Source organism: Allobaculum sp. Allo2 (assembly GCF_022701175.1).
In the GTDB taxonomy this organism is placed as follows: domain Bacteria; phylum Bacillota_I; class Bacilli_A; order Erysipelotrichales; family Erysipelotrichaceae; genus Allobaculum; species Allobaculum fili.
On sequence record NZ_CP078088.1, the window covers coordinates 2,417,854 to 2,432,405 of the forward strand.

At 49.9% G+C, this 14,552-nt stretch carries 23 protein-coding genes; 12 read left to right on the forward strand and 11 right to left on the reverse strand.

Annotated elements, in window-relative coordinates:
* The first annotated feature begins 170 nt into the window (after nt 1–170).
* The 10 genes from KWG61_RS13930 (at nt 171) to KWG61_RS13970 (ending at nt 6,003) form a co-directional block, all read left to right on the forward strand.
* Entirely contained in the window at nt 171–431 is a 261-nt protein-coding gene (locus KWG61_RS13930; RefSeq protein WP_242744334.1) for a hypothetical protein, read from the forward strand.
* Between the two features lie 12 nt (nt 432–443).
* Nucleotides 444–1,121: a peptidoglycan bridge formation glycyltransferase FemA/FemB family protein gene (locus KWG61_RS16545; RefSeq protein WP_256460703.1), complete on the forward strand. Its 678-nt coding sequence runs from the start codon at nt 444–446 to the stop codon at nt 1,119–1,121.
* Nucleotides 1,060–1,509 carry a peptidoglycan bridge formation glycyltransferase FemA/FemB family protein gene (locus tag KWG61_RS16550; RefSeq protein ID WP_256460704.1) on the forward strand — a complete coding sequence of 150 codons (450 nt, stop codon included), beginning with the start codon at nt 1,060–1,062 and terminating at the stop codon, nt 1,507–1,509. The genes KWG61_RS16545 and KWG61_RS16550 overlap by 62 nt, the downstream gene beginning before the upstream one ends.
* Nucleotides 1,510–2,004: 495 nt before the next feature.
* On the forward strand, nt 2,005–3,168 hold the full coding sequence (locus KWG61_RS13940; protein WP_242744335.1) for a serine hydrolase: 1,164 nt from the start codon (nt 2,005–2,007) through the stop codon (nt 3,166–3,168).
* An 83-nt stretch (nt 3,169–3,251) separates the two neighbouring features.
* The gene (locus KWG61_RS13945; RefSeq protein ID WP_242744336.1) at nt 3,252–3,458 is read left to right on the forward strand and encodes a hypothetical protein; all 207 of its coding nucleotides are present in this window, start codon (nt 3,252–3,254) and stop codon (nt 3,456–3,458) included.
* Nucleotides 3,446–4,459 carry a hypothetical protein gene (locus tag KWG61_RS13950; protein WP_242744337.1) on the forward strand — a complete coding sequence of 338 codons (1,014 nt, stop codon included), beginning with the start codon at nt 3,446–3,448 and terminating at the stop codon, nt 4,457–4,459. Before KWG61_RS13945 ends, KWG61_RS13950 begins: the two co-directional genes overlap by 13 nt.
* Nucleotides 4,460–4,666: 207 nt before the next feature.
* The gene (locus KWG61_RS13955) at nt 4,667–4,954 is read left to right on the forward strand and encodes a hypothetical protein (RefSeq protein ID WP_242744338.1); all 288 of its coding nucleotides are present in this window, start codon (nt 4,667–4,669) and stop codon (nt 4,952–4,954) included.
* Nucleotides 4,955–5,195: 241 nt separating this feature from the next.
* On the forward strand, nt 5,196–5,645 hold the full coding sequence (locus KWG61_RS13960) for a hypothetical protein (RefSeq protein WP_242744339.1): 450 nt from the start codon (nt 5,196–5,198) through the stop codon (nt 5,643–5,645).
* Nucleotides 5,573–5,830, forward strand: a complete 258-nt coding sequence (locus KWG61_RS13965) for a hypothetical protein (RefSeq protein WP_242744340.1) — start codon at nt 5,573–5,575, stop codon at nt 5,828–5,830. Before KWG61_RS13960 ends, KWG61_RS13965 begins: the two co-directional genes overlap by 73 nt.
* On the forward strand, nt 5,827–6,003 hold the full coding sequence (locus KWG61_RS13970) for a hypothetical protein (protein ID WP_242744341.1): 177 nt from the start codon (nt 5,827–5,829) through the stop codon (nt 6,001–6,003). The genes KWG61_RS13965 and KWG61_RS13970 overlap by 4 nt, the downstream gene beginning before the upstream one ends.
* 849 nt (nt 6,004–6,852) lie before the next feature.
* Here the strand turns inward: KWG61_RS13970 and KWG61_RS13975 are convergent.
* Together KWG61_RS13975 and KWG61_RS13980 are read right to left on the reverse strand one after the other, a co-directional pair.
* On the reverse strand, nt 6,853–7,044 hold the full coding sequence (locus KWG61_RS13975; RefSeq protein ID WP_230267615.1) for a hypothetical protein: 192 nt from the start codon (nt 7,042–7,044) through the stop codon (nt 6,853–6,855).
* A gap of 321 nt (nt 7,045–7,365) precedes the next feature.
* Nucleotides 7,366–7,833, reverse strand: coding sequence for a hypothetical protein (locus KWG61_RS13980; protein WP_230267614.1), 468 nt, complete (start codon nt 7,831–7,833; stop codon nt 7,366–7,368).
* A 197-nt stretch (nt 7,834–8,030) separates the two neighbouring features.
* Between KWG61_RS13980 and KWG61_RS13985 the strand changes: the two genes are divergently transcribed.
* Nucleotides 8,031–8,474, forward strand: coding sequence for a hypothetical protein (locus KWG61_RS13985; protein ID WP_242743450.1), 444 nt, complete (start codon nt 8,031–8,033; stop codon nt 8,472–8,474).
* The gene (locus KWG61_RS13990) at nt 8,471–9,262 is read left to right on the forward strand and encodes a transposase (RefSeq protein ID WP_242743451.1); all 792 of its coding nucleotides are present in this window, start codon (nt 8,471–8,473) and stop codon (nt 9,260–9,262) included. Before KWG61_RS13985 ends, KWG61_RS13990 begins: the two co-directional genes overlap by 4 nt.
* Nucleotides 9,263–9,523: 261 nt before the next feature.
* Here the strand turns inward: KWG61_RS13990 and KWG61_RS13995 are convergent, their stop codons facing one another.
* The 9 genes from KWG61_RS13995 to KWG61_RS14035 form a co-directional block, all read right to left on the reverse strand.
* The gene (locus KWG61_RS13995) at nt 9,524–9,937 is read right to left on the reverse strand and encodes a hypothetical protein (protein WP_230268387.1); all 414 of its coding nucleotides are present in this window, start codon (nt 9,935–9,937) and stop codon (nt 9,524–9,526) included.
* A gap of 280 nt (nt 9,938–10,217) precedes the next feature.
* Nucleotides 10,218–10,544, reverse strand: coding sequence for a hypothetical protein (locus tag KWG61_RS14000; RefSeq protein WP_230268388.1), 327 nt, complete (start codon nt 10,542–10,544; stop codon nt 10,218–10,220).
* A gap of 279 nt (nt 10,545–10,823) precedes the next feature.
* Nucleotides 10,824–11,075: a response regulator transcription factor gene (locus tag KWG61_RS14005; RefSeq protein WP_367614214.1), complete on the reverse strand. Its 252-nt coding sequence runs from the start codon at nt 11,073–11,075 to the stop codon at nt 10,824–10,826.
* A complete protein-coding gene (locus tag KWG61_RS14010; protein ID WP_242744345.1) occupies nt 11,011–11,364 on the reverse strand; it encodes a response regulator in 354 nt (117 codons plus the stop codon). Before KWG61_RS14010 ends, KWG61_RS14005 begins: the two co-directional genes overlap by 65 nt.
* A gap of 107 nt (nt 11,365–11,471) precedes the next feature.
* Complete coding sequence (locus tag KWG61_RS14015; protein WP_242744346.1) at nt 11,472–11,744, reverse strand: hypothetical protein; 273 nt, start codon at nt 11,742–11,744, stop codon at nt 11,472–11,474.
* A gap of 209 nt (nt 11,745–11,953) precedes the next feature.
* Nucleotides 11,954–12,760, reverse strand: a complete 807-nt coding sequence (locus KWG61_RS14020) for a hypothetical protein (protein ID WP_242744347.1) — start codon at nt 12,758–12,760, stop codon at nt 11,954–11,956.
* A gap of 38 nt (nt 12,761–12,798) precedes the next feature.
* Entirely contained in the window at nt 12,799–12,954 is a 156-nt protein-coding gene (locus KWG61_RS14025) for a hypothetical protein (RefSeq protein WP_242744348.1), read from the reverse strand.
* The gene (locus tag KWG61_RS14030; RefSeq protein WP_242744349.1) at nt 12,951–13,712 is read right to left on the reverse strand and encodes a hypothetical protein; all 762 of its coding nucleotides are present in this window, start codon (nt 13,710–13,712) and stop codon (nt 12,951–12,953) included. The genes KWG61_RS14025 and KWG61_RS14030 overlap by 4 nt, the downstream gene beginning before the upstream one ends.
* Before the next feature lie 45 nt (nt 13,713–13,757).
* Nucleotides 13,758–14,390: a histidine kinase N-terminal 7TM domain-containing protein gene (locus KWG61_RS14035; RefSeq protein WP_242744350.1), complete on the reverse strand. Its 633-nt coding sequence runs from the start codon at nt 14,388–14,390 to the stop codon at nt 13,758–13,760.
* Between the last annotated feature and the right edge of the window lie 162 nt (nt 14,391–14,552).

Below are 14,552 nucleotides of genomic sequence, written 5' to 3' on the forward strand. Positions count from 1 at the left end.
CTAAAAACGCAAGCCCTAAGATTTCACGAATTTTCCAGGTCGCATTCATCGCTGCGTGCCGGTTTCAGCGATCCATTTTCAAAATGGTATAGTGAATACGCTTATTCGACGATCGCGCCTTTTGCACGGTCTTCGAATCTTCTTTTATGACTAGAAAGAGAGGTCTGCTCTTGAATATACGAACCCTGACGTACGAGCAGTATGCGAAGTTTCTGAACGACTCGCATATGGCTTACAGCTTCCTGCAGAGCGGCGACTTTGCCCGCGCGCACGAAGCGCATGAAACTGTCCGCTACTACGCCGGCGAAGAAGACGGAAAAATCCTGTATGCGATTTACGCCATCTTCCGTCCTGCCTTCCGCCTGTTTACTTACGCGTCTTCCCCGCGCGAATGGGTCAGTGCCTCCCGGAACTCGCCCAGGATCCCGTGAAACTCGAACAGTTTGTTTCCGGCATGCGACAGACGCTCAAAAGAAGGGGCACTGCTGTGGCTGCTTGAAAGCAGCGTAGAATACCAGCCGCACGATAAAAACGGCGATGTCGTTGAAGGTCTCTTCTGCAACGAAAGCTACCGCGACCTTCTGGCTGGCCTCGGCTTTGAAAAGACAAAGCTCTGGCGCGGCTACGATGAACGGTTCCAGTCCCGCTGGGTGTCCTGGATCGACTTGCAGAAAAATCTTCCCGAAATTTCCAGAGGCTTTCCAATCGCACTCGACCGGCCGCATGAAATGTATACCTGGCCTGAGCTGATGAAGGAAATGGCCGGCAACACCCGCCGTTCCTTTCAGAAAGCGGACCTTCCCTACCTCGAATACACCATTACCCGCGGGGATGAAAATTCCGATCTTTCCGAATTTGACACGCTTCTCGAACAGAGCGCCCAGAAGCATAACTTCAATTCCGGTTCGACGGCCGGCCGGCAGGAACTGCTCGAATCGTTTGGGCCGCACGGCTATGTCTGCATTTCCGCTTTAAACGTTCCGGCTTACCGTACGTATTTAGAGGAAAAGGAAAGGAATTTTCCGAAAAGGAAAAGAAGCGCAGGCCGTCTGCGAGGCAATGCCCAATTCGAAAAAGAAGCGCAATCAGCTGCTGGAAATTCAGGAGCAGAAAGCCCATAACGAAAAGGAGATGGAAGCTCTTGTAGAACTCAGAAAAGCCGAGCCGGCCGATCGGATTCCGCTGGCCGGCGGCATCTTCTTTGAAACGCCTTCGGAAATGGTTTATCTCTACGGCGGCAGCCGCCCGGATCTCGCCCGTTTCATGGGGCCGTATGTAACCCAGAAAGCGATGATCCGCCTGGCTCTGGAACACAACCTGCGCCGCTACAACTTCTGGGGCATTTCCGGCTTTTTCAAACCGGATGAAGAAGGCTACGGCGTCTTCTACTTCAAGAAAAATCTTGGCGCGACCGCCGGGGAGTACTGCGGTGAGTTTACGATGGTACTCCATCCCCTGCTTGGAAAAACATTCCGAAACAAAATTCGCAGCGGTATGCTCGAAAAATAAAGTTATTCGATCCATACGGCGGGCAGAGAAATCTGTCCGCTTTTTTGCGTTTTTCCGCCTGCGTTTTCCCTTTTCTTCTCTTTTCTGTTCTTATCCGTTTTTTCTGTTCTTATCCGTTTTCGGTTCCTGCTCCTGTTGCGTTGCCGCCGTTGGCCCCGGCGTTTTATGGAACGTCTTAAAAATTGCCGTAAGGCGGCAAGATAAAGAGGTAAACGATTACAGTCCGCGACAGGAAAGAAATGATCCTCTCTCCTTTTGAGAACAGCGAAAACACGATGAGAAAAGCAACGCAATCCATGGGTGCTTATTGAACTTACGTCCGTCTTTTTATAAGATCAGGTATATGCGATCCGATAAACCTGTAAGAAAAAATCGACACGATCCGCCTCCAGGCCGGGCTCGAATGTCGTTCCTAAAAGAAAGAAGCGAAAGCGCCGCTACGATCCGCCCCGGCTTGCCATCGTCCTTGTAGCCGTATGCATCGCCGTTGGCCTCGTGGGCTACGGCGGCTATGCCGGCATGCGCGCTGTCGCCGGGTTGTTCTCGCCAAAACCAGCGGAGAACGCAGGCGCCTCCCTGTCTTCCGCTTCGTCTTCCGCTTCTTCCAAGGCCAGCTCGTCCAGTCAGGCTTCACAGGCTGGCGTTAACGGAATTACGGCTAAGGAGCTTGAAAAACTGAATGCAGTGAAATCGGAAATTGAACGTTCGACCAGCGGTGCCGAACTCGCGGATCTGAAAGCGCAGATTCTCGACTATCTGAATTCGCATAACATTGACCAGTCCAAATTTTCCTGGTCGGTCATGGATCTGACGACGGATGCCTACATTGAATCGGACAATGCAAAAACCAATTTCACCGCCGCCTCCACATACAAGCTTCCCCTTTGCATGTATTACTACGAAGAAATCGAAGCCGGACGGATCAATCCGAACGACTCGCTCGAATACTCCGAAGAAATGCGGGAAGAAGAAGATAAGGAAAACCTGAACCAGCCGATTCACCGCAAGTTCAAAGTCGGCGATAAAATTCAGATCGACGAACTTCTCGAAGCCGCACTGCTGTATTCCGACAACATTGCCGGCCACATGCTTTACGAAAACCTTGGCGGCTATGAGAAATTCAAGGAACTCGTTTCCAAGTATTCCCCGTCTCCGCAGGCACCGGAGTTTTACAACGAACGTTACAACGTACTGAATGCCGACTACACGATGCATCTTCTGTACAAGCTGTACAAAACGCCAGGTACGTTCAACGATCTGAAGTACTGGCTGCAAAACGCGTCGCTCAATACGTTCCTCAACCGCGATCTGAGCGGTCATTACATCCAGAAAATTGGAAACATCAACGCCGTTCGAAACACGCTGGCCATTTCCAACGGACCGGCTCCGTTCTCCATTTCCATCTTCTCGTCTATCGGCAAGAAGGAAGGTCTGAACGCGATTGCGGATCTTGGCGTTCTCGTCAACAACTACTTCGTCAACAAGTACAATTCCGGCTACTACGCCAATCAGGATGCCGCCTACATCAATATGCTCAACAGCCAGATGTCCGCACCGGTCGATGTCATCTACTACCGTCCGGGTCCAGAAGGACAGACTCTCCCGGATCTGACTTCTGAAGAGCAGAGCATGGCCGAAGAGGCTGCCGAAGAAGACTAAAATCGAATTTTGCGAAAGAACGCTCCCCGATCGGGCGTTCTTTTGTTTGTCGAAGCGTTCCGGATTGCTTATGCTTTCTCTTGATGAAACCCGATCTTACCAGCAAGCCCCCAGTTTGCGCGGCTGAAATTGCGAAAAACATGAAAGCTCTCCATTACGACAGAGCCAGAAGCGAGGTCAAAACGTGCCTTCGTCTTTCTTTCTCGCCCTGGCTGCAGCTGACGTATGGACAGTGTCTGGCCGGCCTTCAGCAGTATAAAAAGCTGAAGACGCTTTTATGGCAGCTCTAGAATGTGCACCGACGCCTCTGTTTGAAGCGCATGTCTGTCTGCGTCTCTGTCGTCTGTATACGCAGACCGGACATCTCAAAAAAGCCAGCCAGTTTCGGGAGCAGGCCAAAGCTGATCTGGAACGCGTTCAGGGCAAGACCAATCCAGCCGCCCTGCGCCCGCTGCTGGCCTTTTACGATCTGGCCAGCGCATGGCTGCTGTATGAGCAGGGCAAAACGAGCGACGCGCTTCAGACAATACAGAGCTTTATTGCCGGGGCAAAATACATATCCTCCCTGCAAAATGCGCTTTGCGAGGCGTGGACGCTGCAGGCCGATCTGCTTTCGGTTCTGTATTCCTATCCAGAAGCCATTGCCGCCTACCAGAAAGCGCTGGAGTGTACCGACAGCACTCCAGAAAACTGGCGCCCTTTGCGCAAGGCTCTGATTCTGAACAATCTGGCGGACGTCTATGAAGGCGCCGAAGATTTTGAAAACGCCAACCGCATTTACCTGGACGCCATGGATCAGCTCGATCGCCTCAAGGATGAGCACATTGTCGATCTTTCGGCCTGCCATCTGGAAATTCTGCTTTCCTTTGCCAACTGTCTGATCCAGCAGGAAGAAATGGACGACAGCATTCAGCAGCTCGCTCATCATCCGCTGCTCAATAAAAAGACCGCAAAACGGAACGCACCTCTGACCATGCTTCTAGCCATACAGCCGTTTCCCTTCGCGATACGCTCGTTGACGCGCTCCTCGACCAAGCCATCGAAATTTCCGAACGCGTCGAATGGCCGGCCCGGCTCTACTGGAAAAGCCGCATTCACTACATCGAAGGCCTGTCCGCTCTGTATCAGGCGGAAAGCCGTCCTGAAAATCCGTTCCCTGCGTTTTTGCAGGCGTGGATCGATCAGAAGGAGTTCCTTCTGCATTCTCCGGTCTCTTCCGGGAATACCTCGGACGGGTCGCCTATTATGCGGCGTATTCCTTCGATCCAAAAACTGTCGAAGCATGGCGTGATCGCAGTCCGTTTGCGAACGTGACGCAAAAGGAACTGTATCTTTGCGCTTTAGATGAATTTGAAAAATGCGCCTTCAAGGATCCCGCCTTTTTCGGCTTTACGATGGCCTCGATCCAGAACGAACTGGGAACCATCGCCTTAAAAGACGGACAGAAAGAAGACGCGAAAACCGAATACGAAAAAGCCGAGCAGGGCTTTGAAAACGCGTGGAAGCAGGACAGAGACGATCTATTGGCTCTCAGCTCCTTTGTACCGCCGAACTCAACCTTCTTGGCGCGCTGGACGAATCCGATCTCGACCATGCCGGAAAAGACGTTTTAAAGCGGCTGCTCGATCATCTTGACGCGCTCGATTCCCTGAGCGACCATGCCCCGCTCATTGAAGAGGCTCTGGGCCATCTCATTGAAAACGATCGATACTTTCCCCGGTATACGCGTCCAGTTGAGCGCTTCTGCCGCCGTCTGCAGCACAAAACCGGCGAACACGATCAGTAAACTCCCTTTAACCGATTAAACCGAAAAGCCATGCAGCAGGAAGCCGAAGCCGTTCCTTTGCATGGCTTTTTGAATCTATCGTTTTTCTGTCCGCCCGATCCAGCGGTTCGATTGCTGCTCTGAGCGGTTTCCTTTTCTGGTCGATCCGGGTTTCTGGTACTTATCCATGAAGACATCCATGGAGGCATTGTCTCGATTCATGCGCAAAACCTTTTGCGCTGTCGGGAACTATACTGAAGCCATGACAACTAGACCTGTATATACTCCAAAACTGACACGCCCTTTCTATCAGCAGGAAGACGTTGAATTTGACTGGCACAGCGGGACTTCTCCCGCACAGAAGCAGAAAAATTCCGCTCTGCTCCAGGAAACATGGAAGAAAAAGCATCCTGGCAAAACGATTCTGGAAGTGAGCACAAAATCGACCGAAGAAATGGGGCGGCGTCTCTCCCCGTTTAACATGACGCTGCGCCTGCCTTCTTTGCGCAAGGCGTTTCCGGTGGAAAATGTGTATCAGGCGTCCAAGGCATTTCGCCATGGCGGTCCCTATGTGGATTTGCTTGGCGTAACCCCGTGGAAGCCAAGCGCGATCCGCGCCTGCGCGATTCCGGCGAGCTGGTGTTCTTTGAACTGGAAAAGAAGAAATATCCGACAGAGCCCGTTTTTCTGTTTTATAACTGGCTATATCTGATCACCCTTCTTGAAAATCCGAAAGAAGCCGCAGCCGTACGAGACTGCGACGCCTACTGCGATATCGAATTCAACCCCGACAGGCAGATCAACTGTCAGGCACGCGCGTGCGCGATTTACCATTCCCTGTTCCAGCTCAACCTGCTGGACGAAGCGAAAGATTTTGAAGGCTTCAAAAGATCATGATGGCCAATGATATTACCGAAATTAAGGAACAGTCTGGACGCAAGGAAGACGCGCAGACTCTAAACGATCTTCGTTCCAATCAGCGCCGAACGTCCTTTGCGGTCGGTACATGGATTCGTCATCCGACCATCGGTGCCGGGAAGTCATCCGCCGTACGCCGGACAGCTATGTAATTCGTTTTCACGTCTCTGGCCCCAAAGCGCTGACCCGGGATTTTGTCGAACTCAACTGCAAAAAAATCGGCTGAATTTCATACGCCGTGTTTCAAAAGATGGTGAATTGAAATAGTGAACGCAGCTATTGAACGGATAAAAACGGGCGTTTCGTTTACTTTTTCAAAAATCTGTTTTCCCTCTCAATTTCCTTTATCTAATCCAGGAAACTGAGGGGATTTTGCTTTTCCCAGGGCTGCGTTTCGCCTTTTCCTTGCTTCCACGCTAAGATTTTTGAGTTGAAGGACTAAATGCAGCTGCCAAATATGTGAATCCAGGTGGGTTCGTTTTCCTTCTTAACTCTCGTTATTGTTTAGCGAGTTAACAGATCTGGCTTCAAGTGGACAGAAGCCGGATCTGTTTTTTGATTCCTGGCTTTTCCAGAATTTCAGAAGATTTTTCCAGAAAGCAGAAATAATCGTACGGTGTATGACCGTGCAGACTTTTTAATCCATCTGAGTTGACAGGCGAGATGGCGATGTTCAGCTGCTCCTGACTGGTCAGTCCCAGCTTGGCTAAATCAAAAATATGCGTGCCTCGGTTCTTCGGAAAAATTCTCCATAAAAGGAGATGTTTGTTCTCATTCGTTTAGTTCCTATTCCAGAAACTGCTTTGCTGTGAGTACCTGTTTGGGGAAATTAACGTTTACAGCGCACATAGGCCTCCGCATCTGCAGCAAGCAGCCAGAACGAGATATACATGCCCTTGACTTCGTCAATATGGTTCTGATCCTTAAAAACGCTGTTTGCTGTCATAACGCTTCATAAGCGCAGCTTTAACCGTCTTTTTATCCAGCTGACAAGGAATGACTTAGTCCGGGTGCAGCACACCTGCTAACTGACGACCCATAATCACCATAAGTTGGCCGTAGAAAGGGCAGGCCGTCACGGCGGCGGTCTTTTCGCCCACGATCGTCCAGCCGCAGGACTTGCACATAGAACTGCGCAAATTCTCCGATTCTCCCTGCTGCCGCTCACCGACCGCCGTTGTTTCCCACTGCATATCGTCGGGCTGCTCGATTTTCAGAGCCTCTCAATAGCCTTGCAGAGTCTCCAGGACAGACTCGGGGCGACAATACAGACAAGTCATCTTTTGCGCAGTGCTGTCAAACTCGATGGCTCCGCCGCAGCATGCGCATTTCTATTCCTGTAAAAGGTTCATGTGTCATTTCTCCATATCGGCACAGCACAGCTGCTTTGCAGTACGACCGAAAGGAATATACCCAGACGGATCTGAATAAAAACAGGGCTGCCGCATTAAAGCAGAGCCCTGTTCATAGATGTTTTCATGTGCCTGTGAACGGCAAATATAATGCAATATGATTTATTTCGTCCACTGGAGAGTGCCGAGAATACTCTGTACTTCATCACTTCCAAAATCACACTCGTAGCCTTTTACAATAAACACTTTTTCGCCAATCTGTGCGCTGGCTGCATTTTCGGCCACATACCAGGTGCCGTTCGTCAGCTCTTTTTCTCCATCGTAGGTTCCATAGGGATCGCCGGATTCCAGAAGCTCCTTCGCACTGTCCAGATCCTTCGTATACTCTTCTACCTGCAGATAGGGATCGCCATATTCAAATTCCTCGGCATGGCAGATGAAGTCCGCCATGTCATTCCCGTTCATGTCGGTGCCGGTCACCAGGCTCCAGCCGGAAGGAAGTTCTGCCGTTACCTTGTCGCCGGAAACCGCTGTCGTTTTCGCTGCACTTCCGCCGTTGTTTCCGCCGGAGCATGCAGCAAGGACCAGCATCATTGTGAGAGACAGAAGAGTCGTTAAAATCTTTTTCATAATAATTTTCCCAATGTCATTAAGTTAAGATTTCTCAGACCACATCAGCGTTAAGCAGTGATGTGGTCTTTTTCTACTCTTCAAGTCAAATCTCGAATGATTCGAGTTTTTCACTTTTTCTAAAAATCTATTGACAAATTTCTGCCGCCGCGCGGCTGCTTCGCAGCCGATGGGGAGAACTTAAAGGAGTTTTCCCTATGACTGCTATCGCCAAAGAATGTTCTTTCTTCAGAAACACCTTCCTCAATATCATCAGCTCAGAAACGGCGAACCCTGCCAATTTTACTTCTCAGTCCGCCTTCACCCGTAAGCGGCAGATTGACCTGCATGAGCTTGTCCTTCTTCCGTTTCAGCTGACAGAGGAATCCCTCGCTGCTTCCTTTCCCTGGATCCTGTTTAAGGGCGGATCATCTGTTTCAGCCTCTGCTGTGTCTCAGGCCCGTTCCAAAATCAACTCTTCACTTTATAAAAACGTCTTCAATCGGTTTAACAAGGCAACTTCCAGCTCTGATGTTAAAACCTTCAAGGGTTATCGCCTCCTCGCTGTAGATGGAAGCGAGATTCAAGTTCTTCCTGAACAGGACAATGACATCACCTATGGCGCTTCTAAAAAGGCAAGAAGAGGCACTTTGTTCATTTGAATGCCGAATTCGACGCCCTCAACTCCGTCTTTACTGACGCGCTGCTTCAACCCGGCTCTGAGAAGAATGAAGATTCAGCTCTTCTTGAACTCGCTCAGCGTTCTTCATTTCAGAAAGCCATCTTCATCGCTGATCGGGGATACGAAGCTCTTATGTCTTTCTATCGCCTGCAGAAGGAACATGTCCCTTTTGTCATACGTATCAAAGACGAGACATCATCTACAAGCATTCTCAAGTACTATAAGACTCCCGAGTCAGAAGAGTATGACATTCCTTTCAATGTGATTCTGACCAGTAAAAACAACAGGCATGTCAAAGACCATTGGGATGTCTATAAGTACATCTCTTCGTACAGGAAGCAGCCTGAATTTGACGGTCAAACGACTGAACTCCCTTTAAATATCAGGGTTGTGAGGTTCAAAGCTGCCTGCGAAGGGAATGAATCATTCATTACCGTCTGCACCAATCTGTCGGAAGCTGAGTTTGGGACCGAGGACATCAAGCAGATCTACCGTCTGCGCTGGCAGGTTGAAGTCGGCTTCAGGGGACTGAAACGAAACACCGATCTTGAATGGACTCATTCAAGGAAGCTTGATCTGGTCCAGGCAGAGATCTATGCCAAAATGACTCTCTACAATCTTTGTTCCCGTTTGCGCAACAAGGTAGAAAGATCTCGTCAGCACCAGAAGCGCATCGCTCAGGCCAAAAAGCACAAGCAGAAGGCAGATTTCGGATTCATCATCAAAACGATTCAACAGTGGCTGTTCAAAAAGCCAGAATCAGCTTGAGTACACTGGAAGATCTTCTTCTGGCCAGGATATCTCCGATCAGAGAAGGAAGAGCTGATACCAGAAAGAAGAAGTGACAGATTTGAAAACCGAAAAGTCATCAGGATGATTTTTTCAACAGGTAGAAAATCATCCTTTTCGTCATGCCTGAGACGCAAAATATAAGAAATAACAACGCTCATGAACAGGGTATACGATTTTTATCCCTCCTTAACTTAATGACATTGTAATTTTCCTTTCAAAAATGGCTATAGTGTACTGTTATGCATTTACACTGGGCATTGTTTTCCAGACACCGTAGACGTACAGTCCGGGTACCAGCAAGCTGAGCGCCAGATTCGTAATACGGAACTTTCCGCCGCCGATCAGACCGATTCCCGTAGAAATAATGCTCAGAACCGTGATCCCAATGCCCCAGTTCACGCATTTGCTGGCATTCTCAGGGACTTTGCACGCCCTGAGACCTTTTACGCCGGCGATGATCTCAATCACCGAGTTGATTGTCACGATGATGGAACTCGCGTAGAGGATACCCGTTCCATCTGCACTCCCCGCCAGCGCCGCCAGTGCACTGACACCAAGAATCGCGATCACCCCGGCGATCCCTGCGATGATGCCGCCTGCGATCATCAGGATAGAAGTGATCTTCAAAAATATCTGTCTGCCGTTAGTCATGGTAATTTTCTCCGTTTTTGTTGATTCAGAATGCAAATTCTTCACGGTATCTTTGGTTATTTCTCTTGCTTTTTGAACTCGACTGTTTTGCTGCTGTCCGCAAGGTCGAGCTCCAGGATCAGTCTGCCGTCAGTATCTTCATCCGAGGCCTCATGGTAAAAGGAAGTGATTTCCCCGCAGGGGATCCATCTTTCCTCTGCAATACGCAGGTATCCAGGAAAAACTCCGTAGACTGGACGATTCCCGGCTGAAGATAGACAAATTGAATAGGATCATCCAGCTATTGCTCGCCATCCAGTAAAAGCTTGATGCGGCAGCCGCTGTCCAGCTCTATGACATAATGCCCGTCCTCACTTGACCAAGTGCCTGAAATCACCTGAAGCAGCATCTCATTATCGGCGTATGTATGATCGCCATCCAGTATCGTAGGAGTCTCTGAACCATCTATCGTAGGAGTCTCTGAACCATCCACAGTGTCCGGATTCATCGAGCCGCCATTTTCCATGATCCGTTCAGCAGCAAAATAACGAAACAGACGAACTCCGGTCACTCCCAGAACTGTCAGCGCAGGCAGCGCAATCAAGAATACGCTTCGAATCTGTTTCATCCCCCTCCTTTCTCCTGATGAGGATTCCTGCTGCAGAGCAAGTTCGGCCTGAGCTGCGGCAAGAAAAAGCCGGCACGTGTTCCGCTTGCCTCTCAGGGCCTTCTCGTTTTCGACAGAATACGGATATTTATTTTCCTTACAGATTGATACTGTGGCCATTGTAATGAGTTATTTTCGATCGCGCCCTGTCCTTAAGTACAGGTTCGGACACTTTTTCAGAAAAATTTTCAAAAAAATCCCGGCTCTAAAGAAAGCCAGGATAGACAGAACAGGTTCTTGTTATTCGGTTGTGGAAAATGTCTGTTCCTCGGGGAGGTTTGGAACGATAAAATTCTTCTTTGTTACCGCGATGGCAAGCTGGGTTCTATTCGTAAATCCGGTTTTGGACAAAATGTTGGAAACATGGTATTTGATGGTTCTTTCCGAAACATTCTGCCGGGCGGCGATCTCATAGTTTTCCAATCCGTCACAGATCAGCCGCAGTACCTCGATCTCCTTTGACGTCAGCTCCGTACTTTCGACCAATCCCAATTTTCCTTCGGCGTTTCGCCCGGAAAAGATGTTCGCCCGCCATGGTCCGGTCGATCACGTCGATCAGTGCTTCCGGACTGATGTCCTTATACCAGAAGCTGTCCACTCCGGCCGCTTTTGCACGTTTCAGGTAGCTCACCTCAACCATGGATGTGACGATGACGATCCGGATGTCCGGAAACTTCGCCTTGGTCTCGGCGGCAGCTTCAATGCCGTCTTTACACCCTGAAGTACAGACATCCATCAAAATCAGGTCAATGTGCTGCTGACCGCATTTCAAAAGAGCCATATCCGCTCCGTTGAGACTGGCGGCCAGCTCCTATCTGCAGCTGTCGGAAAGCACCCGCTCCATGTATTCACGGGGCATCCGCTGATCCTCTACAATCAGAACCTGTTTCATTTCATACTCTCCTTTGTCCCCGGGAAAACCACGGTCAGCACAAAGACCGGTTTCGACTGTATTTCCATCGTACCGCCGCAGTCCAGAATATGGCGATACAGGTTGAAAAGTCCGTCCTTGGGAACGATCTCCGTTTCGGGCGATCTTCCGTCGTTTGTGATCTGCATGGAAATGCTGCCGCCGGTTTTCTCCACCGTTATATACAGTGCTGTTGATCCGACATGGCGCACGCTGTTTGTCAGACATTCCCGCATGGCGAGGATCATCACACCGCGAAGCTTCTCCTGCTCAGGCAATTCTCCGGATAAGTTTACTTGGATACCGATGGTCCTGGCATCCTGCAGGAATCTGTCCAGCTCGCTGTGCCCCTGCGAATAGTCATTATCGTATTTAATAGCGCTGACCGCACGGGAGAACAGCTCAATGGCATTTGCCGCTTCCTCCGTCTGGTTGTGGTTAAGAATGTGGCGTATGGCAATCAGTCCCGCTCCCTATCGTCATGCAGCTTCGTCTTGGCGGCGAGCACTTCCTTTTCTCTTGTCAGGATTAAAGCATTGTCAGAAAGCCATTTCAATTCGAGCGAAATGGCTTTCAGCCGTTTAATCTGCGCTTTCAGCTCAAGATTTTTATGGTACAGCTCCGTGACATCCGAAAAGATAGCTTCCGTATACAAGGTGCCGTCCGACGCTTTCACTTCAGTCTTCCGGTAACGCCAGGCTTTGCCGTCGGGAAAAAGACAAGTCTGCCTCTGGGGAGAGAGCTGGATCACCCCGCTGCACGCGTTGCAGTCTGACAGCGCATCCTGCAGTTCCGCAACCGTCTGGAGATCACTCTGTGAGATCGTGCGGAACAGAGTATCCATTTGCCGGTTGCACAGTTTCACACTCCCGGAGGGCGTAAAATAGCAGATGCCGCTTGGCAGCATATCCAGAGCCTGCTTGACGGAATCGCGGCTGAGCGTCTGCTTTCCCAGTCTGTGCAGCTTTGCCATATCCCATATCAGCAGAAGATCTGCCGCTAATGTGATGCCCCATAAAAGCCACATAGGCAGAGGCAGCCATGTCCTGTACGCCAGTCCTTTGGTCATCTTTGAAAAAGCATCCGCCAGCCCGGACAATACGATAAGAACGAGCACAAATATGGATAGATGCATAATATTATTCCGCTTGTCGCGCAGTTTACCGTAAGCAGCCAGCATCACGAAAAGGGACAGGATCAGGGTAAGGAACAAGGCAACCAGCAGCGGCGTTTGTGCCGGAGTTGAAGAAAAATAAAAATTCCTCATGCCGGTTCACCCGCCTTTCCGATCCGAAGGGAAAAGCGCTATACGCCTTCCTCACAGGTGCACGTATCGGCAAGAACAGACAGCTCCGACAAATCGCCTTTGCTTTCCGCATGCAGATAAAAGACGATCGCATCTTCCAGACTGCGGGCTTTCAGCCAGACCAAACGAAGGTCATCCATGGCCGCTTCCGTCACGGCTTCAAAAAGTCATAGACACGGATTGCATCCTGGGTATAAATGCGGTTTTTGCCCGGAATATCCATGGCACATTCCACACTCATCAGTTCCAGATTGGCAAGGGATTCCTCCAGACAGGCGGACAGCTCAGCGGTATCCGTTACGCTCGATCTTTCACCGATAAACATCAGATTGCCCCGGCGTTTTATGTACGCGCCGATCACCGCCGCTTTTGCCAGCAGACTGCGGCGAATTTCCGGATTGTCTTCCGCTTCATTTTGTGTCAGCAGCTGATCGAGCAGCTCGATCTGATGCACTGTGTGTGCCTGCAGCCGGTCATAGAGCCGGCTCTTTTCCCGAACTGCATTGATCTTTACCTTGGTTTTATAGTTTTGCTGCTCCACATCATCGCTTTCCGAAATCCTTTGCCGGTTTTCCTCCAGCTTTTCCAGCAGAGCAGTAATGTCTGTGATATCTTCCTGCCACAAAACATGACCGCCATTGATCCTGCAGCTTCTGAGCAGCGTGTTGCGATCCAGCATGGTCGCGTCCTTTTGTGCCGAGCGTATCACATCCGCCGTCAGCATCGGTGCGTTTGAAGAGGCATAACGGGTATGCAAGTCCGTGTCTACGATCTGCGCTCCTATGGAGCCGGCTTCAAGCAGCGATTTGTACCCGGTATTGGTCTGAATCAGCCCGCTCTGAATACAGCTTTCCAATATTCCGGTAAACATCAGGCACTGGGCTGCCGTGATGTCTCCGCCGATCAGCCGCATCCATTTTGCGCCGCTGATATATCAGGGCATATGCGATCGAGCATGTTAACAGCAAGAACGGAAGATATTTTTCCTTTGGGAGAGTCGGCACTTGATCAGCATGATGACAAATGCCGCCAAAGCACAAAATATCTCCCATCCGAGAACGATATAATACCCGAATCTATATCCATTGTTTTCGCCCGTCCATGCCTCTCCTTCCGGGAAGGAAAAGGCAAGCTGATGGAAATCATTTGTAAGCTCAAAAAGCAGACAGAGCACCGTAGGAACAGCTAATAACAGGAGCGTCGTTTTCGATAACTTTGCATTTGCGGGCTTCCCCAGTGGGAGGGCAACAAGCAAAGAAAACAGCGGAATAAACAGCATGGGCAGGTAGTACCAGTCCCACAGTTGCCGTGCTGTTCCGATATCGGTTATGAAATAGTATTTCATTGAACGGAGAATAAACCAGAAAACCATTAAACCTGAAACAGCAATCAGATAATGGCGCACCTCTACCTGAATGATCCGTTTGCTGACGGAAATTTCCCATCCGATATAAAGAGCGATATAAATAAGCGAGCGGACAATTCCACTGGGAACGCCCAATATGCCAAGATTTCCCAGAACGCGTAAGAAAACAGCAGAGAAGATCATCGCGTCTACAAGAAGACCTGTTTTGTGATTCTGTTTCGTCATGAGGAACCTCCTTTCTAATTCATCTTGTTTTATTATTCGGGCAAGGTACAGGTAACGTTTTCCCGAAGAACCGAGGCAGCCATATTTTTGATTTAGCCAGACTGGGACTGACCCGTCAGGAGCAGCTGAACATCGCCATCTCGCCTGTCCGCTCGTATGAAT

Coding starts and splice junctions, on each gene's coding strand:
- KWG61_RS16550 (WP_256460704.1), top strand. CDS start 1,060: ATGCCCAATTCGAAAAAGAAGCGCAATCAGCTGCTGGAAATTCAGGAG.
- KWG61_RS13945 (WP_242744336.1), top strand. CDS start 3,252: ATGAAACCCGATCTTACCAGCAAGCCCCCAGTTTGCGCGGCTGAAATT.
- KWG61_RS13950 (WP_242744337.1), top strand. CDS start 3,446: ATGGCAGCTCTAGAATGTGCACCGACGCCTCTGTTTGAAGCGCATGTC.
- KWG61_RS13960 (WP_242744339.1), top strand. CDS start 5,196: ATGACAACTAGACCTGTATATACTCCAAAACTGACACGCCCTTTCTAT.
- KWG61_RS13970 (WP_242744341.1), top strand. CDS start 5,827: ATGATGGCCAATGATATTACCGAAATTAAGGAACAGTCTGGACGCAAG.
- KWG61_RS13975 (WP_230267615.1), bottom strand. CDS start 7,044: ATGCAGTGGGAAACAACGGCGGTCGGTGAGCGGCAGCAGGGAGAATCG.
- KWG61_RS13980 (WP_230267614.1), bottom strand. CDS start 7,833: ATGAAAAAGATTTTAACGACTCTTCTGTCTCTCACAATGATGCTGGTC.
- KWG61_RS13985 (WP_242743450.1), top strand. CDS start 8,031: ATGACTGCTATCGCCAAAGAATGTTCTTTCTTCAGAAACACCTTCCTC.
- KWG61_RS13995 (WP_230268387.1), bottom strand. CDS start 9,937: ATGACTAACGGCAGACAGATATTTTTGAAGATCACTTCTATCCTGATG.
- KWG61_RS14000 (WP_230268388.1), bottom strand. CDS start 10,544: ATGAAACAGATTCGAAGCGTATTCTTGATTGCGCTGCCTGCGCTGACA.
- KWG61_RS14010 (WP_242744345.1), bottom strand. CDS start 11,364: ATGGCTCTTTTGAAATGCGGTCAGCAGCACATTGACCTGATTTTGATG.
- KWG61_RS14020 (WP_242744347.1), bottom strand. CDS start 12,760: ATGAGGAATTTTTATTTTTCTTCAACTCCGGCACAAACGCCGCTGCTG.
- KWG61_RS14030 (WP_242744349.1), bottom strand. CDS start 13,712: ATGCGGCTGATCGGCGGAGACATCACGGCAGCCCAGTGCCTGATGTTT.
- KWG61_RS14035 (WP_242744350.1), bottom strand. CDS start 14,390: ATGACGAAACAGAATCACAAAACAGGTCTTCTTGTAGACGCGATGATC.